Annotated in this window: 21 protein-coding genes; 11 read left to right on the top strand and 10 right to left on the bottom strand. The window is 71.7% G+C overall.

The window, feature by feature from the left end:
* The first annotated feature begins 31 nt into the window (after positions 1-31).
* Positions 32-1894, top strand: a complete 1863-nt coding sequence (locus ASD48_RS25265) for a cellulase family glycosylhydrolase (RefSeq protein WP_057604347.1) — start codon at positions 32-34, stop codon at positions 1892-1894.
* 86 nt (positions 1895-1980) lie between these two features.
* Here ASD48_RS25265 and ASD48_RS25260 read toward each other — a convergent pair whose 3' ends face one another.
* Positions 1981-3237: a YncE family protein gene (locus tag ASD48_RS25260; protein ID WP_057604002.1), complete on the bottom strand. Its 1257-nt coding sequence runs from the start codon at positions 3235-3237 to the stop codon at positions 1981-1983.
* A 180-nt stretch (positions 3238-3417) separates the two neighbouring features.
* Here ASD48_RS25260 and ASD48_RS25255 point away from each other — a divergent pair, with 180 nt between their 5' ends.
* On the top strand, positions 3418-4080 hold the full coding sequence (locus ASD48_RS25255; protein ID WP_057604001.1) for a TetR/AcrR family transcriptional regulator: 663 nt from the start codon (positions 3418-3420) through the stop codon (positions 4078-4080).
* A 51-nt stretch (positions 4081-4131) separates the two neighbouring features.
* Here the strand turns inward: ASD48_RS25255 and ASD48_RS25250 are convergent, their stop codons facing one another.
* Positions 4132-5397 carry a glycosyltransferase gene (locus ASD48_RS25250; protein ID WP_057604346.1) on the bottom strand — a complete coding sequence of 422 codons (1266 nt, stop codon included), beginning with the start codon at positions 5395-5397 and terminating at the stop codon, positions 4132-4134.
* 208 nt (positions 5398-5605) lie between these two features.
* Between ASD48_RS25250 and ASD48_RS25245 the strand changes: the two genes are divergently transcribed.
* The gene (locus ASD48_RS25245) at positions 5606-7564 is read left to right on the top strand and encodes a ricin-type beta-trefoil lectin domain protein (RefSeq protein ID WP_107104393.1); all 1959 of its coding nucleotides are present in this window, start codon (positions 5606-5608) and stop codon (positions 7562-7564) included.
* 144 nt (positions 7565-7708) lie between these two features.
* Positions 7709-8482 carry a hypothetical protein gene (locus ASD48_RS25240; protein ID WP_057604000.1) on the top strand — a complete coding sequence of 258 codons (774 nt, stop codon included), beginning with the start codon at positions 7709-7711 and terminating at the stop codon, positions 8480-8482.
* Between the two features lie 348 nt (positions 8483-8830).
* Here the strand turns inward: ASD48_RS25240 and ASD48_RS25235 are convergent, their stop codons facing one another.
* Entirely contained in the window at positions 8831-9196 is a 366-nt protein-coding gene (locus ASD48_RS25235) for a nuclear transport factor 2 family protein (RefSeq protein WP_057603999.1), read from the bottom strand.
* Between the two features lie 171 nt (positions 9197-9367).
* On the opposite strand from ASD48_RS25235, the gene ASD48_RS25230 reads away from it, so the two are divergent.
* Positions 9368-9664, top strand: a complete 297-nt coding sequence (locus ASD48_RS25230) for a hypothetical protein (RefSeq protein WP_057603998.1) — start codon at positions 9368-9370, stop codon at positions 9662-9664.
* Positions 9665-9731: 67 nt separating this feature from the next.
* Here ASD48_RS25230 and ASD48_RS25225 read toward each other — a convergent pair whose 3' ends face one another.
* On the bottom strand, positions 9732-11486 hold the full coding sequence (locus tag ASD48_RS25225; protein ID WP_057603997.1) for an ABC transporter ATP-binding protein: 1755 nt from the start codon (positions 11484-11486) through the stop codon (positions 9732-9734).
* Between the two features lie 174 nt (positions 11487-11660).
* On the opposite strand from ASD48_RS25225, the gene ASD48_RS25220 reads away from it, so the two are divergent.
* From ASD48_RS25220 to ASD48_RS25210, 3 genes are all read left to right on the top strand, one after another.
* Positions 11661-12746, top strand: coding sequence for an S-(hydroxymethyl)mycothiol dehydrogenase (locus tag ASD48_RS25220; protein ID WP_028806711.1), 1086 nt, complete (start codon positions 11661-11663; stop codon positions 12744-12746).
* On the top strand, positions 12746-13375 hold the full coding sequence (locus ASD48_RS25215; RefSeq protein WP_057603996.1) for an MBL fold metallo-hydrolase: 630 nt from the start codon (positions 12746-12748) through the stop codon (positions 13373-13375). Before ASD48_RS25220 ends, ASD48_RS25215 begins: the two co-directional genes overlap by 1 nt.
* Positions 13376-13512: 137 nt before the next feature.
* Positions 13513-14427, top strand: coding sequence for an SDR family oxidoreductase (locus ASD48_RS25210; protein WP_057603995.1), 915 nt, complete (start codon positions 13513-13515; stop codon positions 14425-14427).
* A gap of 4 nt (positions 14428-14431) precedes the next feature.
* Here ASD48_RS25210 and ASD48_RS25205 read toward each other — a convergent pair whose 3' ends face one another.
* Complete coding sequence (locus ASD48_RS25205; RefSeq protein WP_057603994.1) at positions 14432-14968, bottom strand: hypothetical protein; 537 nt, start codon at positions 14966-14968, stop codon at positions 14432-14434.
* Positions 14969-15068: 100 nt separating this feature from the next.
* Here ASD48_RS25205 and ASD48_RS25200 point away from each other — a divergent pair, with 100 nt between their 5' ends.
* Positions 15069-16349 (top strand): MFS transporter, encoded by a 1281-nt coding sequence (locus tag ASD48_RS25200; protein WP_057603993.1) that lies wholly within the window; start codon positions 15069-15071, stop codon positions 16347-16349.
* Here the strand turns inward: ASD48_RS25200 and ASD48_RS25195 are convergent.
* Entirely contained in the window at positions 16327-17715 is a 1389-nt protein-coding gene (locus ASD48_RS25195) for a pyridoxal-dependent decarboxylase (protein WP_057603992.1), read from the bottom strand. The genes ASD48_RS25200 and ASD48_RS25195 overlap by 23 nt on opposite strands.
* Before the next feature lie 60 nt (positions 17716-17775).
* Between ASD48_RS25195 and ASD48_RS25190 the strand changes: the two genes are divergently transcribed.
* Both ASD48_RS25190 and ASD48_RS25185 read left to right on the top strand, forming a co-directional pair.
* Positions 17776-19155 carry a PLP-dependent aminotransferase family protein gene (locus ASD48_RS25190; protein WP_057603991.1) on the top strand — a complete coding sequence of 460 codons (1380 nt, stop codon included), beginning with the start codon at positions 17776-17778 and terminating at the stop codon, positions 19153-19155.
* A 108-nt stretch (positions 19156-19263) separates the two neighbouring features.
* The gene (locus ASD48_RS25185; protein ID WP_057603990.1) at positions 19264-19959 is read left to right on the top strand and encodes a L,D-transpeptidase family protein; all 696 of its coding nucleotides are present in this window, start codon (positions 19264-19266) and stop codon (positions 19957-19959) included.
* Positions 19960-20007: 48 nt separating this feature from the next.
* Here ASD48_RS25185 and ASD48_RS25180 read toward each other — a convergent pair whose 3' ends face one another.
* The 4 genes from ASD48_RS25180 to ASD48_RS25165 are packed head-to-tail and all read right to left on the bottom strand — an operon-like array spanning position 20008 to position 24503.
* On the bottom strand, positions 20008-21210 hold the full coding sequence (locus ASD48_RS25180; RefSeq protein ID WP_057603989.1) for a Gfo/Idh/MocA family oxidoreductase: 1203 nt from the start codon (positions 21208-21210) through the stop codon (positions 20008-20010).
* A 15-nt stretch (positions 21211-21225) separates the two neighbouring features.
* Complete coding sequence (locus ASD48_RS25175) at positions 21226-22560, bottom strand: sugar ABC transporter substrate-binding protein (protein WP_242432728.1); 1335 nt, start codon at positions 22558-22560, stop codon at positions 21226-21228.
* A 23-nt stretch (positions 22561-22583) separates the two neighbouring features.
* A complete protein-coding gene (locus tag ASD48_RS25170) occupies positions 22584-23522 on the bottom strand; it encodes a carbohydrate ABC transporter permease (protein ID WP_057603987.1) in 939 nt (312 codons plus the stop codon).
* 15 nt (positions 23523-23537) lie between these two features.
* Positions 23538-24503, bottom strand: coding sequence for a sugar ABC transporter permease (locus ASD48_RS25165; RefSeq protein ID WP_057603986.1), 966 nt, complete (start codon positions 24501-24503; stop codon positions 23538-23540).
* Between the last annotated feature and the right edge of the window lie 125 nt (positions 24504-24628).

The following is a 24628-nucleotide window of genomic DNA, read 5'->3' as shown; positions in this document are numbered from 1 at the left end:
GGTGTCCGGAAATCACCGGACTGTAGTGGACATGCCGAATATCCGGGCACGTCTGCTCGCTGTTCTGGTGGTCCTCTGCGGACTCTGTGGCTTCCTGACGGTGGCGGGCTCCCCGACCGCCGGCGCGGCCACGCTCCCCGACTCCCTCCCCTTCGACGGCACGGCGCTCACCGTGTCGGGCGGCCGCTTCCTCGACGCCCACGGCCGCGAGGTCGTCCTGCGCGGCTACAACGTCTCCGGCGAGACCAAGCTCGCGGAGAACAAGGGCCTGCCCTTCGCCTCCGTCGCCGACGCCAGGAAGTCCGCGACGGCGCTGCGCGCCCTCGGCGGCGGCAACTCCGTCCGCTTCCTGCTCTCCTGGGCCTACGCCGAACCGGTGCGCGGCCAGGTCGACACCACCTATCTGGCCGCCGCCACCGCGCAGATGGGCGCCTTCCTGGACGCGGGCATCCGGGTCTACCCCGACTTCCACCAGGACCTCTTCTCCCGCCACCTGTTCAACTCGGGCAGCTGGTACACGGGCGACGGCGCCCCCGCGTGGGCCGTGGCACTCGGCGGCTACCCTGCGGAGTCCTGCGGCATCTGCTTCCTCTGGGGCCAGAACATCACCCAGAACGGCGCGGTCAAGGCCGCCCAGTACGACTTCTGGCACAACAACCACGGGCTCCAGGACTACTTCCTCGCCACCGCCCAGAAGACCATGGCCTACATCAGGACGAACCTCACCGGCGAGCAGTTCACCGGCGTCCTGGGCTTCGACCCCTACAACGAGCCCTACGCCGGCACCTACGACTCCGGCCAGAACAGCCGCACCTGGGAGCGCGACCTGCTGTGGCCCTTCTACGTGAGGTTCCGGGCCCGGATGGACGCGGCGGGATGGACCGACAAGCCCGCCTTCGTCGAGCCGAACCTCTTCTGGAACGGCAACGTCAGCAAGGAGGAGGGCGGCCTCCTCGACGCGGGCACGCTCGGCTCCCGCTATGTCTTCAACACCCACTTCTACGACCAGAAGGCCATCTCCGGCGTCCTGATGTGGGGCAACGCGGAGGACGGTCAGTACGTGACGGACTTCGGCACCGTCCGCGACCGCGCCTCGGCGACCGGGACGACGGCGATCGTCAGCGAGTTCGGCCATCCCCTGAACGGCACCACCGCCGGCAAGGCCCCGACCGTCCTGAAGGCGATGTACCAGGCCCTCGACTCACGGGTGAAGGGCGCGAGCTGGTGGACCACCCCGGCGACCTCGGGGCCGGTCCTGTCCGGTTCGCAGTGGCAGTGGGACATCTACAACGGCCGTCACCACGAGCTGATGAACGGCAACGCCGACAAGGTGCTCACCACCGGTGACGCCTGGAACGACGAGGACCTCTCCGCCGTACGCCTGGACGACGGCGGCGCGGTGACCCTCCGTCAGGACGCCCGGCTGCTCGACCGGCTCTACCCGAGCGCCACCTCCGGCACCACCGTCGCCTTCACCTACGAGGACCGCTCCCGCGACGGCTCCACCACCCTCACCTGGAATCCGGTCCCCAGCTCCCTGCCCAGCACGAGACAGCTCGTCGGCTCCGGCCAGTACGGGCTGCTGGTCTGGCGTTCGAACGGCGGCACGGCCCCCACCGAACTGCACCTGCCGGCCTCCTTCCCGACCGCCACGACGACCGTCGTCTCCGACCTCGGCACGGTGTACGCCCCGCCCGCGTACACGACCACCACGAAGATCGCCGCGGCCGCCGAACCGGGCGGCACGGGCAGCCGGCGCCTGCTGCTCGGCGCGCCCGACTCGGGCACCGTGCACTACGCCCTGGTCACCAACGGGGCGACCGCACCGTCCGCGACCCTGCTGGCCGCCGCCCGCACCGAACTGTCGGCCTGGGTGACCCAGAAGGTCGGATAGCCCCACCGGCCAGGACGACGCCTACGGCACGACAGAAGGGGTGGGTGGCGGTGACCGCCACCCACCCCCGCGTGTCCGGCAAGCCGTCAGCCGGCGCTCGTTCCGGTCCAGTTCGCCGCCACATGGCCGATCCGGACCCGCTGCGGATGGTCGCCCACCGGCACCGACACGACCTTCTGCCCGGTGGCGAAGTCGATCGCCGTGACCTGGTCGGCGCCGCTCTCGGAGATCACGCAGCTTCTGCCGTCGCCGCTGACCGTGGCCCAGTAGGGCTTGGAGGCGGTGACCAGCGGGCCCTCCTGGAGGGTCGCGCGGTCGACGACCGTCGCGTAGTCGTCCATCGTGCCCGCCACGCACAGCTTGCCGCCGTCGGGGCTCATCGAGATGCCGTGGTGGCGCGAGTCGTTGACGAAGGTGGTGCGGTCGTCGCTGGTCGCCGGGTTCTTCGGCAGGGTCTTCGTCCGGGTGATGCGGTCCGTGGCGAGGTCGTACTCGAAGAAGCCGTTGAAGAACGAGACCTGGAAGTACAGCTTGGACTCGTCCGGTGAGAAGACCGCCGGTCGCACCGCGTCGGAGTAGTCCGTGAGGCCGATCGCGTTCAGTCGCTGCCGCATGTCGATGACCCTGACCTGCTGGTACGTGGTCGCGTCGACGACGGTGATGCGCCGGTCGCCCTTCGTGAAGTCCTGCCACGGGGCGTCCTGAGAGGTGTTCACGTCGCCGATCGACATGTTGTAGATGTACTTGCCGTCCTTGGTGAAGATGTTCTCGTGCGGCTTGTCGCCGGTCTTGAACGAGCCCAGCTGCTTTCCGGTGGCGATGTTCAGCACGTGCACGGTGTTCGAGATCGACGCGGAGACCGCGACCCGGGTTCCGTCGGGCGAGACGGCCATGTGGTCGGAGCGGTAACCGGACACCGGGAAGCGCCAGTTGATGTTCCCGGTGGCCAGGTCGATGGAGACGACGTCGGCGAAGCTGGGCCGGGAGACGACCACCGACGCGCCGTCCGGCGTGGTGTACATGTCGTCGACGAACTGGTCGTGGCCCTCGCCGACACCGTTGCGGATGGCCTGGAAGTAGATCCACTTGATCGGGTCGGCGTTGATCTCCGCCATCCGGGCGCTCTTGTCGGGGATCACGTTGATCCGGCCGACCTTGGCGAAGTCACCGCTGGACCTGATGACGTCCGCGGTGCCCTCCCAGTTGTTGCCGACGAAGAGCACCTCGCGCAGTGCGGCGGCGGTCGGGGCGTCGGAGACGGCGGTGGCGGCGGCGGGGGCGGTGACGGACAGGACGAGGGCGGCGGCTACGGAGCAAAGGTGCCTGGATCGGAAGGCAGGCATGGCTGCTCTCTCCTCTGGGGGCTGAGGTGTGGGGGCAGGGCGGAACAGGGCCGCCCAATCTGAACACGGAGGCATTCAGAATTTACTTACTGGAAAGTAAGGAAGGGGGGCCCTTCGCCACAAGACTCCGTACACGACAAAATTGGCGGCGGGGGAGCACGGAACGACGAGGGAGGGTCAGTGGCGGGCAGGCTCAGGGCGCCGACCGGCCGTTACGGCGGCAAGACCGCCGAGCAGCGGCAGGCCGAGCGGCGCGGGAGATTCCTGGTGGCGGCGCTGCAGCTGTTCGGGGACGTCCCCGGCTACCGCGGCACCACGGTCGCTTCGCTCAGCGAGGCGGCCGGACTGTCGACCCGCCAGTTCTACGAGGAGTTCCGCACCCTCGAGGACGTCCTCGCCGCGCTGCACCTCCAGGTCAACGACTGGGCCGAGGAGGCGGTCCTGGCCGCCTTCGTCGCCGCCCAGGACATGCCGCTCCTGGAGCGGGTCACCGCGATCTTCCGCGCCTACGCGGCCGACGTGACCTCCGACCCGCGCCGCATCCGGATCACCTTCGTGGAGATCGTCGGGGTCAGCCCCCGGCTGGAGGAACAGCGACTGGCCCGCCGCGCCCGCTGGGTCGATCTCATCTGCGCCGAGGCGTCGGCGGCCGCCGCCCGCGGCGAGGCGGCTCCCCGCGACTACCGTCTCGCGGCGACGGCCTTCATCGGCAGTGTCAACGGCCTCCTGCACGACTGGAGCGCCGGGTGGGTGGACGCGACCCTGGACGAGGTGGTCGACGAACTGGTGCGCCAACTGCTGGGGATCCTCCGCCCCCCGGGGTGGGCACCCGAACCTGCCTAGCCCCTCCAGCCCTGCCGGCCGCTCCCGCCCTGCCTAGCCCCTCCAGCCCTGTCAGCCGTGCGGGCCGGGCAGGCCGCCGTGCGGGCCGGGTGACAGCCGCCCCACCGCCTCCACCACCCGTCCCACTCCGTCCTCCGCGCGCACCCGGGTCCCCAGCTCCGCGGCCCGCTCGCGGAAGCCGGGCTCCCGGGTGACCCGCAGAAGCGCTGCGGTCAGGTCTTCCGCCGTCAGCCGGCGCAGCGGCACCGAGTCCGCCGCCACACCGAGGCCGACCAGGCGGTCGGCCCAGAAGGTCTCGTCGAACTGGATCGGCACCGGAACGGCGGGGACCCCGGCCCGTACGCCCGCCGCCGTCGTCCCCGCCCCGCAGTGGTGGACCACCGCGGCCGTCTCCGGGAACAGCAGCGAGTGCGGGACGTCGTCGACGGTCAGCATGTCGTCGCCGTCGGCCGCGAGGCCCGCCCAGCCGCGCTGGATCACCCCGCGTAGCCCCGCCCGCCGCAGCGCCCGGACGATCTCGGTGCTCAGCCGGCGCGGGTCGGGCACGGTCGCGCTGCCCAGCCCGACGAAGACCGGCGGTGGCCCGGCGTCTAGGAACTCCCGCACGGCGGGCGGGAGCCGGGTCTCCCGGTCGTACGGCCACCAGTACCCGGTGACGTCCAGCTCCGCCCGCCAGTCGCGGGGCCGGGGCACCACCAGCGGGCTGAAACCGTGCAGGACCGGCCAGCCGTGCCGGGCCCGGCCGCGCAGACCGGTGCCGGGACGGCGTACGGCGGGCAGCCCCAGCCGGGCCCGTACCGCCGGCACGACCGGCGCGAAGATCTGCTCGACGGCCACCCCGACCCCGTGCCCGGCCAGCCGGTTGCCGACCGCTCCCCAGGAGCCCCCGCCCAGCATCGGCGGTGCGAACTCCCTGGTGGGGGCGACGGGTTGGAGGTAGAGGCCGAGGCTCGGCAGGGACAGTCCCGCGGCGATGGTGTGCCCCAGTGGCGCCACCGAGGCGGACAGCAGCAGGACGTCGCTCGCGTGTGCGGCGGTCAGGAGGTCGTCGGTCATCCGCCCCACCAGCGACCGCGCCATCCGGGCCACCCGCAGCAGTTTGCCCGGACCGGTGGTGCTGCGGTGCAGTCCCCGGCCCCGCTCGGACTCCAGCTCCGCCCGAGGGTCCACCGGCAGTGCGTGGAAACCCACCCCGGAGCCGGCCACCAGCGGCGCGAACCGCGCGTGGGTGACCAGGGTGACCTCGTGTCCCGCTCGCACCAGCGCATGGCCCAGCCCGGTGAAGGGGGCCACGTCGCCCCGGGAGCCCGCTGTCATGATCGCCACTCGCACGACGGACAGTATGGGGGCGGGGTCCCCGGCCCCGGGTGAACGACCCTGCGAAACCGGCCACTTCACCGTTGAGAGCGGTCACATTACTTCTGTCGCAGCCGTTGACTTCACTCACCGGCGGCTCTACTTTCGGCGCGCAACGCGTTCGGTTTGCCGACCCTTGTTCGATATTTCGAAGCTTGGAGCCGCCCGTATGTTTCCCCCACCCCCCGCACACCCGGTCCGGCGCCGGAGATCCGCCGCCGCCCGGATACTCGCCGTGCTGCTGACGCTGGCCGCCGCCCTGGTGTTCGCCCAGCCCGGTCCGGCCCAGGCCGCGACCTCACGGCAGATCGCCGTGCCCACCGCACCGATGGGCTGGGCCTCCTGGAACAGCTTCGCCGCGAAGATCGACTACAACGTCATCAAGCAGCAGGTCGACGCGTTCGTCGCCGCGGGACTGCCGGCCGCCGGATACAAGTACATCAACATCGACGAGGGCTGGTGGCAGGGCACCCGCGACAGCGGGGGCGACATCACCGTCGACGAGTCCGAGTGGCCCGGCGGCATGAGCGCCATCGCCGACTACATCCACAGCAAGGGCCTCAAGGCCGGCATCTACACGGACGCCGGCAAGGACGGGTGCGGCTACTACTACCCCACCGGCCGGCCCGCCGCCCCGGGCAGCGGCAGCGAGGGCCACTACGACCAGGACATGCTCCGGTTCTCCCAGTGGGGCTTCGACTTCGTGAAGGTCGACTGGTGCGGCGGTGACGCCGAGGGTCTCGACGCGGCGACGGCGTACACCGCGATCAGCGGCGCCGTCACGAAGGCGACGGCCGCCACCGGCCGCCCGCTCACCCTCTCCATCTGCAACTGGGGCTACCAGAACACCTGGAACTGGGCCCCGGGCCTCGCCCCGATGTTCCGGACCAGCACCGACATCATCTACTACGGCAACAACCCGTCGATGACGAACCTGCTGTCCAACTTCGACCAGGGACTGCACCCCACCGCCCAGCACACCGGCTACTACAACGACCCGGACATGCTGATGGTCGGCATGACCGGCTTCACCGCCGCCCAGAACCGCACCCACATGAACCTGTGGGCGGTCTCCGGCGCCCCACTGCTCGCCGGCAACGACCTGACCACGATGACCACGGAGACGGCGAACATCCTCAAGAACCCCGAGGTCATCGCCGTCGACCAGGACGCGCGCGGCCTCCAGGGCGTCAAGGTCGCCGAGGACACCAGCGGGGCGCAGGTCTACGGCAAGGTCCTGTCCGGCACCGGCAGGCGTGCCGTCGTCCTGCTCAACCGCACCTCCGCCGCCCAGAACATCACCGTCCGCTGGTCCGACCTGGGTCTGACCGGCGCCTCCGCCACCGTCCGCGACCTGTGGGCCCGCGCCGACCTCGGCTCGTACTCCACGGGCTACACGGCGAGCGTCCCGGCGGGCGGCTCGGTCATGCTCACCGTCACCGGCGGCACCGAGGCGTCGGGCAGCACCTACACCGGCACGTCGAGCTTCTCCGGTGTGGTCGCCGGCAGCACCGGCCTGAAGGTCGTCGACGTCGCCTACACCAACACGGCCTCCACCGCCCGCACCGCGACGCTGAAGGTCAACGGCCAGACCGCGACGACGGTCTCCTTCCCGCCGACGGGCTCCGCGCAGGGCACCGTCTCCCTCCAGGTGGCCCTGTCGAAGGGCTCGTCCAACACCCTTGCCTTCACGGGCGCCCCGACCCTCGCCGACATCACGGTCAAGCCGCTGCCCGGGGCGAACGGCGCCCTCGTGGTCGGCAAGCAGTCCGGCCGCTGCCTGGACCTGTACAACAGCACCATCACCAACGGCACCCAGGCCGAACTGTGGGACTGCAACGGCGGCTCCAACCAGGCCTGGACGTACACCTCCCGCAAGGAACTCGTGGTGTACGGGAACAAGTGCCTGGACGCCTACAACCTCGGCACCACCAACGGCACCAAGGTCGTCATCTGGGACTGCAACGGCCAGAACAACCAGAAGTGGAACGTCAACAGCGACGGCACGATCACCAACGTCAACGCGGGGCTGTGCCTCGACGCCAACGGGGCGGGCACGGCCAACCGCACCCCGATCGTGCTCTGGACCTGCGGCACCGCCGACAACCAGAAGTGGACGCTGACCTGACCCTCCGCACCGGGGCCCGGCCCACGGGCCGGGCCCCCGTCACCCCCGGCAGAGACGCCCGGGACCGGTGGCGGGGAACCGGCCGGGCGTTTCGCGTGTCTGTCGACATGCCGGACCAGTCGACGTGCGGGACCAGGGGGGACCATGTCGGACACCAGCGAGGCCGAGCCGGTCCGAAGCGGGGGCGGGCGCGTCCGGCGCGCGGTGTTCCGCTTCTTCATGGCTGCCGTGATCCTGCTGCTCGCCGGCCGCACCTACCAGGAGACGGCCGTGGCGCTCGCCCGCTCGGACGGATCCCTGCGCACCGCCGCGGCGAGCGTGACGGAGCTGACCTCGCACACCGTGTCCGGATACTCGGGCGGCGGCCGGGCCGGCGGCAGCGGCGCGTACTTCACCCACACCGAGTACACCGTCCGGCTCGCCCTGGACGAAGGGCACAAGAGGGTCGACAAGGTCGCCGACCGGATCGGGCAGGACCTGTGGGAGGGCAAGCGGGTCGTGCTCGGCCTGTGGCACGGCCGGGTCGTGGAGATCGACGGCCAGGACGTCTGGCCCGGCTGGCACTTCGGGACACTGGACGTGACGCTGATCGTGCTGGCCCCGCTGACGACGGCCTGTCTGATCTCCCTCGCGGTGTCCGCCGCCGCCCTCCTGGCGGCCCGGAGCGGCCGGGCCCGGGCGAGCCGCGACGACCGCTTCGGGCCCTGCGCGTCCGGGGCGGCCGTCGGCATGGCGACGCTGCTCGCGCTGCTCGTCGGCGCGGCCTTCGGGAACGTCCTCGCGTACTGGCCCGCCGTTCCCGTTTGCGCCGGCACGGCGGTGGCACTGGCGAGGCTGAGCGCGGTGATCCGGCACCTCGGGCGGATCGCCGCCGAGGCCGCGCCGGCCGCCACGGGGAGCGCGTCCGCGCGGACCTGAGACCGGCCGCGGCGGGCGGCGGTCGTCGAGGCCGGCTCTGCGGCGGTGTGCGGCGGGCGGCGCGGGCGGATCGCCCGTGCCCGGGAGAGTGACGACCGGCGGCGAGGGCGGGTGTGGCGTCACCGACGCCGGCCGCACCGCGTGCGAACGGCGGGCGGTACCGGGCGGCGCGGGCGGGACCGTGCGCATCCCGGCGCCGTCCGCGGCAGCGTCATGCCAACTCGCCGACCCGCTGCGGCGACCGGTACCGGCAGCGGAGACCGGGTCGGACGCGACCACCCCCTGCCGCCCGCACCGAGAAGGTCCAGGCCGGCCGGGCGCCGACCTGGACCCCCGAGGTCTTCCCGGCTACTCGTCCCATGCCTGGATCATGGTCTGCTCGACGATCTTGCCGTCCCGCAAGGTGAGCATCGACTCGGCGAGGACGCGCACGCCGTCGCTGTACCGGCACGACTCGCTGTATGCGGCACGGTCGCCCTGGACGATGCACTCCTCCAGCTTGTGGGTCATGTCCCGGCTGTAGACGTCGTCGAGCATCTGGCCGATCTCGTCCCGGCCGTGCAGCACCTTGGGCTGGCTGGGCTGGGTGTTGTGGTCGATGACGCGCAGTTCCGCGTCGTCGGCGTAGAGCGACAGCAGTGTCGCCGCGGTCTGATCCTCAATCCCTCTGCGCAGGGTGTCGGTGTCGAAGACGGAGCCTGCCGCGGTGCTCATGGTGACCTCCTCCGAGGGCCGCGGCCGAGGGGAGGTCGGGCCGCCCGACCCTCACCTTCGAGGCTCCTCCGGCGGGCCGGGCTCGGCAAGCGCAGCGGCTCCCCTCAACCTGTCGGGTGAGCGCCGCCGCCCACCCGTGTCCGCGAGGACACCGGCGGCGTTGCTGTAGGCATGATCTCCACTCGACGCATCGCCGCCCTCGCCGCTCTCGCCGCCGGGGTCGCGGGCCTCGCGGCGCCCATGGCGAGCGCGGCCGAAGCCCCGGCCGGCGGCAAAATCAACCCGATGACCACGCTGGACTCGCTCGCCACGAGCCAGATTCCCGCGGAGCACCGCGCCGAACTCCCGCCGGTCTCCAGGCAGCTGGGCGAGCTCAACAAGGTCGGCGAGCTCGAGAAGCTGAACGAACTGCACCAGGTCACCGACCTCGTCGCTCCCGTGACCGGGCTGCTGCCCGCGATCGGCTGAGCGTCCCACTTCGCCCCGCGGGGGCCGCCCGGAGCACCGGGCGGCCCCCGTTCGCGTGCGGGCCCGCTCAGTCGACCGTCGCCAGGAACTGCGTGGCGGCCAGTTCCGCGTAGAGCGGGTCGCCCGCCACCAGCTCACGGTGCGTCCCCACCGCGCGCACCCGGCCCGCGTCCATGACGACGATCCGGTCGGCCATGGTGACCGTCGACAGCCGGTGCGCGACGACGAGGACGGTGGTCGTCCGGGCGACATCGGCGACGGTGTCACGCAGCGCCGCCTCGTTCACCGCGTCCAACTGGGAGGTCGCCTCGTCCAGGAGGAGGAGCCTCGGGTGGCGCAGCAGCGCGCGGGCGATGGCCACCCGCTGCCGCTCGCCGCCGGACAGCTTCGTCCCGCGATGCCCGACCAGGGTGTCCAGACCCTGCGGCAGCCGTTCGACCAGGCCCTCCAGCCGGGTCGTCTTCAGCACGCCCCGCACGGCGTCGTCGTCCGCCGAAGGGTTCCCCAGCAGCAGGTTGTCGCGCAGCGAGCCCGACAGCACGGGGGCGTCCTGCTCGACGTAGCCGATGGAGGACCGCAGCCGGGACAGGTCCCAGTCCGCGAGGTCGCGCCCGTCGAGGGCGATCGTGCCGGACTCAGGGTCGTAGAACCGCTCGATGAGCGAGAACACCGTGGTCTTGCCCGCGCCCGAAGGGCCGACGAACGCGGTCATGCCCCGGGGCGGCACGGTGAACGTCACCCCGTGGTGGACATACGGCAGGTCGTCGGCGTACCGGAACCGGACGTCGGCGAAACCCAGCGAGGCCGGTTCGGCGGCGGGCGAGGGCAGCGGCTCGGGCCGGGACGCCGGCTCCGCGGGCAGCCGCAGGGCCTCCTGGATGCGGCTCAGGGCCGCCGAACCCGTCTGGTACTGGGTGATCGCGCCGACGACCTGCTGGATCGGCGACATGAGATAGAAGACGTACAGCAGGAACGCCACCAGCGTGCCGATCTCGATGGCGCCCGTCGCGACCCGCGCGCCGCCCACCGCGAGGACGGTGATGAAGGCCGTCTGCATCGCCAGGCCGGCCGTGTTGCCCGCGGCCGCCGACCACTTGGCGGCCCGCACGCTCTGCCGCCAGGACTCCTCGGCCGCCGCGTGCAGCGTCTCCTCCTCCCGGTGCTCGGCGCCCGACGCCTTCACCGTGCGCAGCGCGCCGAGCACCCGCTCCAGCGAGGCGCCCATCACGCCGACCGCGTCCTGCGCCCGGCGGCTCGCCCGATTGATCCGCGGCACGATCACGCCCAGGACCGTCCCCGCACAGACGATCACGGCCAGCGTGACCCCCAGCAGCACCGGGTCCACCAGGCCCATCATCACGACCGTGGCGGCCAGCGTCAGCCCGCCGGTGCCGAGGCCCACCAGCGAGTCGGTGGTCACCTCGCGCAGCAGCGTCGTGTCGGAGGTGATCCGGGCCATGAGATCGCCGGGCTCGCTCCGGTCGACGGCCGTGATCCGCAGCCGCAGCAGATACGAGGAGAGCGCCCGCCGCGCGCCGAGCACCACCGACTCCGCGGTGCGCCGCAGCACGAACGAACCCAGCGCACCCACCGCGGAGTTGGCGACGACGAGCGCGGTCAGCGCGAGCAACGCACCCGATATCGAACGGTCCTGGCCCAGGTCGTCGATCAACTTCCGTGCCACCAGGGGCAGGAGCAGCCCGGTGGCCCCGGTGACGAGGGACAGCGCCGCACCCGCGAGCAGGGACCGGCGGTGTGGCCGTACGTAGTCGAGCAACAGCCGCCACGGGGGCCGGTCACCGGCGGTCTCTGCGATGGTCACGGGTCTCCTCGGGAGGTCGGGTCGCAGGCCTCAGGCTACGTCGGCCGCCGCGCGGGTACGGCCGGGAAGGGCGTGTTCAGGGCGGGCGCCGGCCCTGCCGCCCGTGCCCTTACCGATCAGTCACGCGTAGGGTCGGCAGCGGGACGGACGACCGCCGACGAAAGGGGCAGCACCATGCCGCAGGAAGTGCGCGCAGTGATCGCGCCGGGGAAGAACGAGCCGGTACGGGTGGAGACGATCGTGATCCCCGACCCCGGTCCCGGCGAGGCCGTGGTGCAGGTGCAGGCCTGTGGGGTCTGCCATACCGACCTGCACTACAAGCAGGGCGGGATCAACGACGAGTTCCCCTTCCTGCTCGGTCATGAGGCGGCGGGTGTGGTGGAGTCGGTCGGCGAGGGCGTCACCGACGTCGCTCCCGGCGACTTCGTCATCCTGAACTGGCGGGCGGTGTGCGGGCAGTGCCGGGCGTGTCTGCGCGGCAGGCCCTGGTACTGCTTCGACACCCACAACGCGAAGCAGCGGATGACCCTGACCGACGGCACCGAGCTGTCCCCGGCGCTGGGCATCGGGGCGTTCGCGGAGAAGACCCTGGTGGCGGCCGGGCAGTGCACGAAGGTCGACGCGTCGGTGTCGGCGGCGGTGGCGGGGCTCCTGGGCTGCGGGGTGATGGCCGGCATCGGCGCGGCGATCAACACCGGCAATGTGGGCCGCGGCGACACGGTCGCCGTGATCGGCTGCGGCGGTGTCGGCGACGCGGCGATCGCCGGGTCGAACCTGGCCGGCGCGGCGAAGATCATCGCCGTCGACATCGACGACCGCAAGCTCGAGACCGCCCGCAGGATGGGCGCCACGCACACGGTCAACTCCAAGGAGACCGACCCGGTCGAGGCGATCCGCGAGCTGACCGGCGGCTTCGGCGCGGACGTGGTGATCGAGGCCGTCGGCCGCCCGGAGACCTACAAGCAGGCTTTCTACGGCCGGGACCTGGCCGGCACCGTCGTCCTGGTCGGCGTACCGACGCCGGAGATGAAGCTCGAGCTGCCCCTGCTGGACGTCTTCGGGCGCGGCGGAGCCCTGAAGTCGTCCTGGTACGGCGACTGTCTGCCCTCCCGCGACTTCCCCATGCTGATCGACCTGCATCTGCAAGGCCGCCTGGATCTGGGGGCGTTCGTGACCGAGACCATCCGACTCGACGAGGTGGAGCAGGCGTTCGAGCGGATGCACCACGGAGACGTGCTGCGCTCGGTGGTGGTGCTGTGATGGCCGCACGCATCGAACGCGTCGTCACCTCGGGCCGGTTCAGCCTCGACGGCGGCACCTGGGACGTCGACAACAACGTGTGGATCGTCGGCGACGACCACGAGGCGATCGTCATCGACGCCGCGCACGACGCCGACGCCATCCTGGCCGCCGTGGGCGACCGCCGGCTGACGGCCATCGTGTGCACCCACGCCCACAACGACCATGTCTCCGCCGCGCCCGCCCTCGCCGACGCGACCGGCGCCACGATCTGGCTGCACCCCGACGACCTGCCGCTGTGGAAGCTCACCCACCCGGACCGCGAGCCCGACGCCCACCTGGCCGACGGCCAGGTCATCGAGGCCGCGGGCGCCGACCTCACCGTCCTGCACACCCCCGGGCACGCGCCCGGCGCGGTCTGCCTCCACGACCCGGGCCTCGGGGTGCTCTTCACCGGCGACACCCTCTTCCAGGGCGGACCGGGCGCCACCGGCCGCTCCTACTCCCACTTCCCGACGATCATCAACTCCATCAGGGACCGGCTGCTCGCCCTGCCGCCCGAGACGAAGGTGCTGACCGGGCACGGCGACACGACGACCATCGGCGCGGAGGCCCCCCATCTGGAGGAGTGGATCGCCCGGGGGCACTGACGGCGACGGCGGCCCGCGTCCGACCGGGTGACCCGGCGGGGAAAAGCAGACAGGAGGTGTCCGGCTTGCGCGCGATCCTCGTTGACGCCATCGATCCTCGATGACGACACCGACGGAACACGCGCAGGAGGTCGGACATGTCCGGTCCGCTGGAAGGCAGGGTCGCCCTGGTCGCCGGGGCGACACGGGGTGCGGGACGCGGTATCGCCGTGGAACTGGGGGCGGCGGGCGCCACCGTCTACGTGACGGGACGCACCACCCGCGCCCGGCGCTCCGAGAGCGACCGCCCCGAGACGATCGAGGACACCGCCGACCTGGTCACCGAGGCGGGCGGCCACGGCATCGCCGTGCCCACCGACCACCTCGACCCGGCCCAGGTCCGCGCCCTCGTCGACCGGGTCGCGGACGAGCAGGGCCGCCTCGACGTCCTCGTCAACGACATCTGGGGCGCCGAGCACCTCTTCGCCTGGGACACCCCGGTCTGGGAGCACGACCTGGACAACGGGCTCCGGCTGCTCCGGCTCGCCGTCGAGACCCACGCGATCACCAGCCACCACGCGCTGCCGCTGCTGCTGCGCCGGCCCGGCGGGCTGGTCGTCGAGATGACCGACGGCACCGCCGAGTACAACCGTGACACCTATCGCGTGAACTTCTTCTACGACCTCGCCAAGACATCCGTCCTGCGGATGGCCTTCTCCCTCGGCCACGAACTCGGGCCGCGCGGCGCCACCGCCGTGGCGCTCACCCCCGGCTGGCTGCGGTCGGAGCTGATGCTCGAACAGTTCGGAGTCCGCGAGGACAACTGGCGGGACGCCCTGGACCGCGTCCCCCACTTCGCCATCTCGGAGACACCGCGCTATGTCGGCCGGGCGGTCGCCGCCCTGGCCGCCGACCCCGACGTGGCCCGCTTCAACGGGGGGTCCCTGTCCAGCGGGGGCCTCGCCCCGGTGTACGGCTTCACCGACCTCGACGGCAGCCGCCCGGACGCCTGGCGCTACATGGTCGAGGTGCAGGACCCCGGGAAGGCGGCGGACACCACCGGCTACCGCTGAGGACTCAGGCGTCGGAGAGCGGACCGGTCGCCCAGCGCGCCGGGTGCCCCGGAGGCAGGGCGAGATCCTCGCGCACGGCCGCGTAGTAGCCCTCGCGACCGGCCCGCTGCCGCTCCAGCAGCGCCTGCCAGGCCTGCGGGTCGTGCGTCCCCTCGCGCATGAACCGTTCCATCTCCATCACCGTGGTCACCCACACCCGCGCCCGTTCCACCACCTCCCGGCTGCCCAGCATGATCAGCGCCTCGCCGGCCGGGTCGCGCCCGTCGGTCGCCTCCGCGAGCAGCGGCTCGGCCTGCGCGGGGGACAGGGGGTGCGGGTGCGGGTCGTTGCCGAGGTGGGAGGCGACGCGGTAGGTCAGGTTCACCGACTTCTTCAGCGCTCGCGCGTAGTCGCCGTACACGCTCAGCCGCCGCTCCTCCCACCGGGCCGCCGTCTCGCGCCGGAACCGGGCCCCGTCGCTGCGCACGATCGCCAGATACGAGCCGAGGGCACCGACCACGACACCGATGAGAGCGGGGAGTTGCTGCAGAAAAGCGGACATCTCCGCACGGTCTCCGTCCTGTTGACGTGGTAGAGGCGCTTAACCGCCCGTGCAGATCTTTTCACTTGTCCGCCCGGAGAACGTCGGGCAGCGTGCAACCGTGCACACCCCCACCGAGCCGACCGCCTCACCCTGGCGCGTCCGCGACTTCCGCGTCCTGTTCTCGGCCACCGCGCTGAGCCAACTCGGCACGAACGTGAGTTACGTCGCCGTGCCTCTCGTCGCGGTGACCGCGCTCGACGCGCGACCCGGACAGGTCGGTGCCCTGGCGGCGCTGAGCACGGCCGCCTTCCTGTTCATCGGGCTGCCGGCCGGGGTCTGGGTGGACCGGATGCGGCACGGCCGCATCCTGATCGGCGCGGACCTGGGCCGGGCCGTGCTGTTCTCCTCCGTGCCCGTCGCCTGGTGGTCCGGCACGCTCACCCTCGCCCAGCTGTACGCGGTGGTCCTGCTCAACGGGTGCGCGACCGTGTTCTTCGACGTCGGCTCGCAGAGCGTGCTGCCACGGCTGGTCGACCGCGCCGCCCTGGTGCGGGCCAACACGGCCGTCGTGAGCCTCCAGGCCGCGGGCAACATCGCGGGACGCGGCGCGGGCGGCGGACTCGTCCAACTGCTCACCGCACCCGTGGCCGTGCTCTGTGCGGCCGGCGCCCACCTCGTCTCCGCGCTCCGGCTCTGCGCGCTGCGGCCGGGCGACGAACCGCCGCGCCCGGCGCCCGAGAGCCGGCTGGGCGTCCAGATCGCGGAGGGCGTACGGCACGTCCTCGGCGACCGGGAGTTGCGGGCGCTCGCGCTCACCGCCGCCCTCAGCAACTTCGGCTCGCAGATCGTCACCACCATGCTGCCGATCCTGTTCGTCCGTGAACTCGGCCTCTCCGCAGGCGCGTTGGGTCTGTTCTGGGGAGCGGGCGGGCTCGGGCTGCTGCTCGGCGCGTGGTGTGCCCGCCCGCTGGCGGCACGTCTCGGACACGGCCGGGCACTGGGCCTCACCGGGGCGTCCCTGGCACCCGCGGCCCTGCTCGTGCCCCTGGTCGGCCGGGGGCCCTGGCTGTGGATCGCGGGGGCGGCCTGGGTACTGACCCTGCTCAAGACCGGCGTGGACAACGTCCTCGGCGTGAGTCTGCGTCAGCGGATGACCCCGGATGCCCTCCTGGGCCGGATGAACGCCACCTTCCGCTTCCTCCTGACCGGGGCGCTGGCCGTGGGCGCCGCCGTCTCCGGCCTCATCGGCGAACTGGCCGGAGTGCGGGCCGCCCTCTGGGTGGGCGGCGCGCTGCTGGCGGTGAACTTCCTGCCCGTCTTCCTCTCCCCGGTCCGCGCCCGGCGCGAACTGCCGCAGCAGCGGGACACGGTGACGATCAGCCGGAAAATGCCGCGGTGAGCGCCTTCAGCACCCGCTCCCCGTCCGCCCGCGACGTACGCCAGTTGCTGAACGCGGCCCGCAGCGCCGGCACCCCGCCGTACACCGTCGGCGTCAGGAACGCCTCCCCGGACGCGGCCACGGCCTCCGCGAGCGCGCCGACCCGCTCCTGCGTCGGGTCGTCGGCGAGGGTGAAGCAGACGACGTTCAGCCGCACCGGGGCCAGCAGCCGCAGCCCGTCCAGCGCGGCGATCCCGGCACCGAGCCGGGTCGCGAGGTCCACGCTCCGCTCGACGATCTCGCGGTGCCCGTCCCGCCCGTAGGCCACCAGGGAGAACCAGGCCGGCAGCGCCCGCAGCCGCCGCGAGTTCTCCGGTGTGAGATGGACGAAGTCGGGCTCGCCGGTGGGCAGCCCGAGGTACGGCGAGGCGTTGTGGAAGACCCGCACCTGGAGGTCGCGGCGGCGGGTGAACTGCACGGCCGCGTCGTACGGCACGTTGAGCCACTTGTGCAGGTCCACACAGACCGAGTCGGCCAGGTCGAGCCCGTCCACGAGGTGCGCGTACGCGGGGGAGAGGGCGGCGAAACCGCCGAACGCCGCGTCCACGTGCAGCCAGAAGTCGTACCGCTCCTTCAGGGCCGCGATCGCCCGCAGATCGTCGAAGTCCACGGTGTTGACGGTGCCCGCGTTGGCCACGACGACCGCCGGCCGTCCGTCCAGCGCGGCCAGCGCCGCCTCGAGCGCGTCGACGTCGACGGCCTCCCGGCCGTCGAGGACGGGCACCTGCCGCAGCCGGTCCCGGCCGATGCCCAGCACCGAGAGCGCCTTGGCGACGCTGGAGTGCGGGCTGCCCGACAGCACCTCCACGGGCCCCAGCGCGGCCACGCCCTCCCGCGACACGTCCACCCCCAGCCGCTCGCCCAGCCACTCACGGGCGACGGCGAGACCGACGGTGGTGGAGACCGTCGCGCCCGTCACGAACGCCCCGCCGTGCGTCTCGCCCAGCCCGAACAGCTCACGCAGCCAGGCCACCGTCTCGCGCTCCAGCGCCGCCGCCCACGAGCCGCCCGCCCCGGAGACGTTCTGGTCGTAGGCGCCGGTCAGCCAGTCCCCGGCGACCGACGCGGGCGTCGCCCCGCCCGTGACGAAGCCGAGGTAGCGCGGCCCGGCCGAGCCGGAGAACCCGGGCGCCCAGTGCTCGGCGAACCGTGCCAGAGCGCCCTCGGCGCCGGTCCCCTCGTCGGGCAGGCCCACCCGCCCGGGCGCCCGGTCGAGGCGGACCACCGGCCGCTCGGCCAGGCCGCTCACCTCACGGACGGCGAAGTCACGGGCGGACTGGAGGAGGTCGGGAAGCCGGGAGAGATCGTCGGCGAGAGTGCGATGCATACGGGGAGGCTAGGACGGGGCACCGGGCCGTGACTGATCCACCTGAGGGAAACTGGACCGGTGCACCATGGATTCGTCGCCGCCCTCGGCGCCTGGCGCGAGCGCCCCGGACCGCTGGCCCGCTCCCTCGCGGACGCCGTGCGGGAGGCGGTGGCCGACGGCAGACTGCCGACCGGCACCCGGCTGCCCTCCGAACGCGACCTGGCCCGCGCCCTGCCGCTCAGCCGCGGCACGGTCGTCGCCGCCCTCGCCCTTCTGCGGGACGAGGGCTGGCTGCGCACCCGGCACGGCAGCGGCAGCACCGTACGGCTGCCCGGCCGGCTCACCGAACGCACCGCCCCCTGGTCCCAGGACCTCGGCGGGGCGGCCGGCACCGCACTCGACCTCACCCTCGCGGTCACCGCCGCCCCGCACGACGCCTACCTCGCCGCCCTGGCCCGCGCCACCGGACGCGCCGCGACCCTCCTGGTCGACGCGGGCACCGCCGGCCCGGGGCTGCCCCGGCTGCGCGCACTGCTCGCCGACCGCTACACCCAAGACGGCCTGCCCACCCGCCCGGAGCAGATCCTCGTCACCTCCGGCGCCCAGTCCGCGCTCACCCTGCTCCTCGACCAGCTGCACACCGACCGCCGCCGCCCGGTCGCCGTCGAGAGCCCCACCTACCCCGGAGCCCTGGCCGCGCTGCGCCGCCGCCGCGCCCGGTTGCTGCCGCTGCCCGTGTCGGCGCCGGACGGCTGGGACACCGACCGCCTCGAGGACGCCGTACGCACCGGGGGCGCACGGCTCGCCTACCTGACACCGGACTTCCACAACCCCACCGGTGCCCACATGTCGGGGGCCACCCGCGCGCGGGTCGCCCGGCTCCCGCTGACCGTCATCGCCGACGAGACGATGCGCGACCTCGACCTGCGCACCCCGCCCGGCACCGAGCCGCACCTCGCCGGACCCGGTGTGATCCAGATCGGCTCGGCCGCCAAGACCGTGTGGAGCGGCCTGCGCATCGGCTGGATCCGCACGACGGCCGACCTCGTACGGAGCCTGCGCGCCAACCCCCTCCAGGCCCTGCTGTCCCCGCCGCCCCTGGAACAGCTCGTCGCCTGCGAGCTGCTGGCCGACGACAGCGGCTTCGCCGGCGTGCTCGCCGACCGCAGGGCCCGGCTGCGCGCCCAGCGCGACCACCTGGCACATCTCCTCGACGGCACCGGATGGACGTACGAGCTCCCGCAGGGCGGACTGACCCTGTGGCTGCACCTCGGGACGGGCACCCGGGCCGTCGACCTCACGACCCGGGCCGCGGCCCGCGGACTCGCCGTGACCCCGGGCCCGCACTTCGCCGCGGACGGGACGACCCTCGTCCACCACCTGCGACTGCCGTTCACGGCCACCGCGCAGGCCCTCGACCGGGCGGTGCGGCTGCTGCGCGAGTGCCTGGCTGACTGAGGGAAAGTTCACCGTTCTGTCACAGCGCGGATCGGCCTACAACCGTCGCCCCCGTGGAGATGTCTAGGAGGGAGAGATCGCCACTGATGTGCCAGGGAGAGGGCAGCCATGGGGGACATACGCAGACGAGGGGCCGTCGTGCTCGGGCTCACGGGCCTGGTCGCGCCGTTGACGCTGGCGATGGGCGCCGGGCCGGCCCAGGCCGCGAGCTGTACGACGCAGGCCGGGCCGTACCAGAAGCAGGTGGAGAAGTTCCTCGGCCGGCCTGTCGACGGCAAGCAGTCGTCCACCGACTGCAAGGCCATCCGGGCCTTCCAGACCAAGCACGGCATCACCCCGAACATCGGCTACGCCGGGCCCGTCACCTGGGGCGTGATGGACCTCATGAACAAGCAGAAGGCGGTCGGCAACAAGCCCAACAAGGCCGGTAAGTGCCCGACCAACAAGGGCCGCATCGCCTGCGTCAACCTCACCCTCCAGATCAGCTGGATCCAGGACGGCAGCAGGCTCGTCTACGGTCCCGTGCCGGTCCGTACCGGCCGCAACGGGTACGAGACCCGCACCGGTCTGAAGAAGATCTACTGGCGGCACATCGACCACGTGTCGACCATCTACAACGTGCCGATGCCCTACAGCCAGTTCTTCGACGGCGGCCAGGCCTTCCACTCGGTCGGCGTCAGCATGTGGAACCCGCCGGGCTCCCACGGCTGCGTGAACATGACCACCACGACGGCCAAGAAGTACTGGTCGCTGCTCAAGAACGGCGACGACGTCTTCGTGTACGGCCGCAAGCCGGGCACCTGAGTCCCCCCAGGTCGCTGAAGCGGCGCGGGCGCCCGGTCCTCCCGGGCGTCACGCCCCGGGCGCGTCCCCGAAGTCCGGGATCTCCAGCCTGGCCCCGCCCTGCCGCGCGGACTCGTGTGCGACGATGCCCGGCAGGGTGTAGCGGGCCGCGACCCAGGCGTTCACGGACGGCAGCGTACGGGTGCCGACCGCGGTCACGAAGTCGTCCACCAGGAAGTGGTGACTGCCCTCGTGCCCGTTGGGCAGTTCGTCGAACTCCCGCGGCAGCCGCGCACGGTCGTGCACCGGTGCCGAACCCGAGGTGAAGGCGGCCCGCAGATCGGGCGCGACGTGCTGGAGGGACGGGTCGTCGGGGGACAGGGTGGGCTTGGGTTCGAGCAGCTCGCTGATGTCCTGCACCCCGTTCTTGTCCTGCCACAGCGCCACCGTCGCGAGCTGTTCCATGCTCGCCTCGGTGCCGAAGAAGCGGAAACGGGACTCGCGGATGTGGGACGGGTATCCCACCCGCCGGAACTCGTTGGTGCGGAACGAACCACCGCCCGCCACCTCGAACAGCGCGGTGGCGTTGGAGAAGTCGTTGCCGAACCGGCTGACCTCCTTGTCGAAGACACCGTCCCCCCGCCCGTCGACGACACCGATCGCCGACACGCTCACCGCGTGCGTCCCCCAGGCGCCCAGGACACCGCCCACCGAGTGCGTCGGGTACAGCAGCGGGGGATAGCTGGCGGTCGCCTTCCAGTTCTCGCCGCCGCTGTACCGGTACGCGTCGTAGAAGCCGAGGTCCATGTCGTGGACGTAGTCGCCCTCGGCGTAGAAGATCCGCCCGAAGGCGCCCTCCGCGATCCGGTTGCGGGCGTGCACGGTCGCCGGGTTGTACTGGCTGGTCTCACCCATCATGTACGTCAGCCCGGTCGCCTTGACGGCGTCGACGATCGCCGCGATCTCCTCGGCGGTGATCGCCATGGGGACGGCGGAGTACACGTGCTTGCCCGCCTCCAGGCCCTGGAGCACCAGCGGACCGTGCGTCCAGCGCTGGGTGAAGACGGCGACCGCGTCGACCGCCTCGGACGCCAGCATCGCCTCGTACGAGGGGAACGTCCCGGTCAGGCCCACGTCGGCGGCGAGCCGCTCGGCCCGCTCGGGCAGCAGGTCGGTGACGTACACGTCACCGACGCCGGGGTGGGCCAGGAACAGCTTGGCGAACTGGCCCGAGAACTGTCCGGCACCGACGATGCCGAGGGAGAACGTCATGGGTGGCTGTGCCCTTCACTGGTCGAGAACGAGGTTGATCTGGCTGTTGGTCCGGTCGAGACCGCTCACGGACGCGCCGTTGCCGAAGATGTCCTGCATGGCGGGGTGCATGAGGGCGTACACGTCGGCCGCGTAATTGGTGATCGGGTAGGAGAAGGTGGTGAAGTCCTTCTTGTCGGCGACCGGTTCGGTGAACGCGCCGACGTCGATGCCCTTCTTCTCGTACGCCGCCACCGCGGCCTTCGTGCCGTCGGGCGTGGCCGGGAAGACAATCCCGTAACTCCCCACCGTCCGCTGGCACTCGTCCGACGCCAGGTAGGCGACCCACTTCTTGGCGCCCGCCTTGTTGCGGGCGTTCCTGGTGATCGAGTCGGCGAGTCCGTTCATCATCGTGGCGCGCTTGCCGGAGGGGCCGGCGGGTGTGACGGCGGTGCCGATGTCCAGGCCCTTGAAACCGTCGTAGGACGAGATCATCCAGGCGCCGTCGAAGGCGGCGGCCGCCTTGCCCGCGGCCACCTGGGTGTTGGCCTGGTTGGACTGGGAGTTGTAGTCGGTGAAGGGCACCATGTAGCCCTTCTTCGCCAGGCCGAAGTACCACTCGACGACCGACTGGAAGGTCTTGCTGTCGTACCGGTACTTCGTGCCCCACCGCGCCCGGTCCGTGTAGGTCCAGCCGGCGGAGGCGGTGAAGGTGCTCCACTGGGTCTGGCCGTCGCCGTCCCCGCCGCCGTTGGTCGCGAGGCCGTACACCTCGACGTGGTTCTTGTCGAAGCCCGGCTCGTCGCCCCGCCTGCCCTTGCTGTCGACGGTGAGGTGGGCGATGGCCTTCTCGAACGTGCCGCCGTCCTGCGGGTTCCAGGACAGGCCGTTCAGCTGCTCGGCGGTGAGGCCCGCGGCCTTCGCCAGCTCACGGTTGTAGAAGAGGGCGACGGTGTCCCAGTCCTTCGGGGCCCCGTAGCGCCGGCCGTCCTGCCCCCTCCAGTTGGCGCCGAGCCCCGGCTGGTAGTCGGCGTCCTCGATGCCGAGGTCGTCGAGCGGTTCCAGCACCTCCAGGTCGGCGAACTGGCCGAACTTCTGGATGTGGTCGGTGAACACGTCCGGCTCGGTGCCCGCGATAAAGCTCGCGGTGAGCTTGGTCCAGTAGTCGTCCCAGCCCAACTGGGTGATCTTCACGGTGAGTCCGGGGTTCTGCCGCTCGAAGTCCTTCGCGCAGGCCTCGTAGGCGGGCTGCTGGTTGGCGTCCCACAGCCAGTACGTCACCGTGTCCGCCGACGACCCGGCGCCCCCCTGGGCGCAGCCGCTCACCAGGGACAGCCCGAGCACCCCGGCCAGTGCGGTGAGCGTACGCATCCGTATCCGCATGTCCGTCCCCATTACTTGATCCCGGTGAAGCTGATGGTGCTGACGATGCGGCGGGCGAAGAACCCGAAGAGCACGAGCATGGGCAGGGCCGCGATCAGCGTCGCCGCCATCAGGCCGGACCAGTCGGTGCCGGTCTGCGGGGTCTGCGCCCGGAACACGGCCAGCGCCACGGTGAGCACCCGCGAGCCGTCGCTGTAGGACACCATCAGCGGCCAGAAGTAGTCGTTCCAGGAGGTGATGTACGTCAGCACGGCCAGGGTCAGCACCGGCGTGGACGCCATCGGCAGCAGCACCCGGAAGAAGATCCGCACCTTGCCCGCGCCGTCGAGCAGGGCCGCTTCCTCGACCTCGCGCGGCACGTTCATGAAGAACTGGCGCAGGAAGAACACCGCGAACGGCGTCATGAACATCGTCGGCAGGGCGATCCCCAGCAGGGAGTCCACCAGGCCGAGTTCCTTGATGAGCACGAAGTTGGGCAGCAGGGTGAAGATGGCCGGCACCATCAGACCGGCGAGGAACAGGGCGAACACCTTGTCCCGGCCCCGCCAGCGCAGGCGGGCGAAGGCGTACGCGGCCATGGCGGAGAAGAAGATCTGGCAGACGGTGACGAGGGTCGAGACGACCACCGAGTTGAGCAGATACCGCCAGAACCTCAGTCCGCCGCCCGCCCCGCCCTGGGCGATCGCCTCCTTGGTGGACTGCAGGCCGAGGGCCCGTTCGAAGCCGCCCGCGGTCGGATCGACCGGCAGGGGATCCCCCGGGCTCGCGGCGAGCCCGGAGTTGGTGGACAGCGCGGTGCGCAGGATCCAGTAGAACGGCAACAGGGTGACGAGCACGATCACGGCCAGCACCGCCCAGGCCACGATCCGCCCGGGGGTGGGCCGGCGCCTGACGGGCCGTACGGGTGTCGCCTGTGGTGCCGGTGCCGTCGGGACGGTCACAGCGGTCATGTCGACTCCTTCCGCTCAGCCGAGGTCGGTCTGTCCGGCTCGGGTGAGCCGGTACTGGACGAAGGTGATCGCGCTGAGCACGACGAGCAGGGCCACCGACATCGCGGAGGCGTAGCCGAACTGGAAGCGGCCGAAGGCGGCGCCGTAGATGTAGTACTGGAGCACGTTGGTGGCGTCCGCCGGGCCGCCCCTGGTGGTCACGGCGACGGTGTCGAACACCTGGAACGAACCGATCACCGTCATGATCAGCACGACCGCGAGGACCGGACGCAGCAGCGGCATGGTGATCCGCCAGAACATCCGCCACTCGCTCGCGCCGTCCACCTTCGCCGCCTCGTACATGTCGTTCGGGATGGCCTGCAGACCGGCGAACAGCAGCAGCGCGGTGTAGCCGACGTGCCGCCACACATTGATCAGGGCGATCGTGGGGATCGCCCAGGTCTCGTCCGCCAGGAACGGGACGCGGTCGAGACCGAGCGCCGCGACGATCTCGTTGCCGACGCCGAGCTGGGTGTCCAGGATCCAGAGCCAGACGATGCCGGCGACGACGTTCGACATCAGATACGGCGTGAGCACGATCCCGCGCAGCAGCGCCGACTGCGTCAGCCGCTGGAGCAGTACGGCGATCGCCAGCGCCGAGACGGTCTGCACCCCGATGTTGATGACCACGTACACGACCGTGACCCTGAGGGAGCTCCAGAAGATCGGGTCGTGCGCCATGCGCACGTAGTTGTCGAAGCCCACCCATTCCGCCGGTGTGAGCAGGTTGAAGCGGGTGAAGCTCAGGTAGATCCCGCGCAGCGTCGGCCAGAGCAGGAAGACGACGAATCCCAGCAGGGCCGGGGCGATGAACACGGCGGCGAGCCGTCCGTCCCCCCGGCTCTCGGCCGCCCCCGGCCGCCGGTCCGGCCTCGACCCGGTCACCGTCCGCCCAAGGCTCGGCGGCAGGCGCGACGGAGGGCTGTTGGAGGCGATGGTCATCGTGAGACTCCCTTGTCCGCGGCGGCTCGTCCTCGGGCACTTACTTTTGCGGCGAAAGAATCCAGCCGTCAAGAGGTCGGTGAACATCTTTTGTGGCGGCCGTACGGCCCTTATGCTGGCCTAGA

Origin of the sequence: Streptomyces sp. Root1310 (assembly GCF_001426425.1) — a bacterium.
In the GTDB taxonomy this organism is placed as follows: Bacteria; Actinomycetota; Actinomycetes; order Streptomycetales; family Streptomycetaceae; genus Streptomyces.
Note: the sequence above shows the minus strand (reverse complement) of the source record. Positions and strands in the feature narration are given on the sequence as shown.

Bases quoted from the DNA above. Each gene is read 5' to 3' on its own strand.
- ASD48_RS25265 (WP_057604347.1), top strand. From the start codon at position 32: ATGCCGAATATCCGGGCACGTCTGCTCGCTGTTCTGGTGGTCCTCTGC.
- ASD48_RS25260 (WP_057604002.1), bottom strand. From the start codon at position 3,237: ATGCCTGCCTTCCGATCCAGGCACCTTTGCTCCGTAGCCGCCGCCCTC.
- ASD48_RS25250 (WP_057604346.1), bottom strand. From the start codon at position 5,397: ATGACAGCGGGCTCCCGGGGCGACGTGGCCCCCTTCACCGGGCTGGGC.
- ASD48_RS25245 (WP_107104393.1), top strand. From the start codon at position 5,606: ATGTTTCCCCCACCCCCCGCACACCCGGTCCGGCGCCGGAGATCCGCC.
- ASD48_RS25240 (WP_057604000.1), top strand. From the start codon at position 7,709: ATGTCGGACACCAGCGAGGCCGAGCCGGTCCGAAGCGGGGGCGGGCGC.
- ASD48_RS25235 (WP_057603999.1), bottom strand. From the start codon at position 9,196: ATGAGCACCGCGGCAGGCTCCGTCTTCGACACCGACACCCTGCGCAGA.
- ASD48_RS25230 (WP_057603998.1), top strand. From the start codon at position 9,368: ATGATCTCCACTCGACGCATCGCCGCCCTCGCCGCTCTCGCCGCCGGG.
- ASD48_RS25220 (WP_028806711.1), top strand. From the start codon at position 11,661: ATGCCGCAGGAAGTGCGCGCAGTGATCGCGCCGGGGAAGAACGAGCCG.
- ASD48_RS25215 (WP_057603996.1), top strand. From the start codon at position 12,746: ATGGCCGCACGCATCGAACGCGTCGTCACCTCGGGCCGGTTCAGCCTC.
- ASD48_RS25210 (WP_057603995.1), top strand. From the start codon at position 13,513: ATGTCCGGTCCGCTGGAAGGCAGGGTCGCCCTGGTCGCCGGGGCGACA.
- ASD48_RS25205 (WP_057603994.1), bottom strand. From the start codon at position 14,968: ATGTCCGCTTTTCTGCAGCAACTCCCCGCTCTCATCGGTGTCGTGGTC.
- ASD48_RS25195 (WP_057603992.1), bottom strand. From the start codon at position 17,715: ATGCATCGCACTCTCGCCGACGATCTCTCCCGGCTTCCCGACCTCCTC.
- ASD48_RS25185 (WP_057603990.1), top strand. From the start codon at position 19,264: ATGGGGGACATACGCAGACGAGGGGCCGTCGTGCTCGGGCTCACGGGC.
- ASD48_RS25180 (WP_057603989.1), bottom strand. From the start codon at position 21,210: ATGACGTTCTCCCTCGGCATCGTCGGTGCCGGACAGTTCTCGGGCCAG.
- ASD48_RS25175 (WP_242432728.1), bottom strand. From the start codon at position 22,560: ATGCGTACGCTCACCGCACTGGCCGGGGTGCTCGGGCTGTCCCTGGTG.
- ASD48_RS25170 (WP_057603987.1), bottom strand. From the start codon at position 23,522: ATGACCGCTGTGACCGTCCCGACGGCACCGGCACCACAGGCGACACCC.
- ASD48_RS25165 (WP_057603986.1), bottom strand. From the start codon at position 24,503: ATGACCATCGCCTCCAACAGCCCTCCGTCGCGCCTGCCGCCGAGCCTT.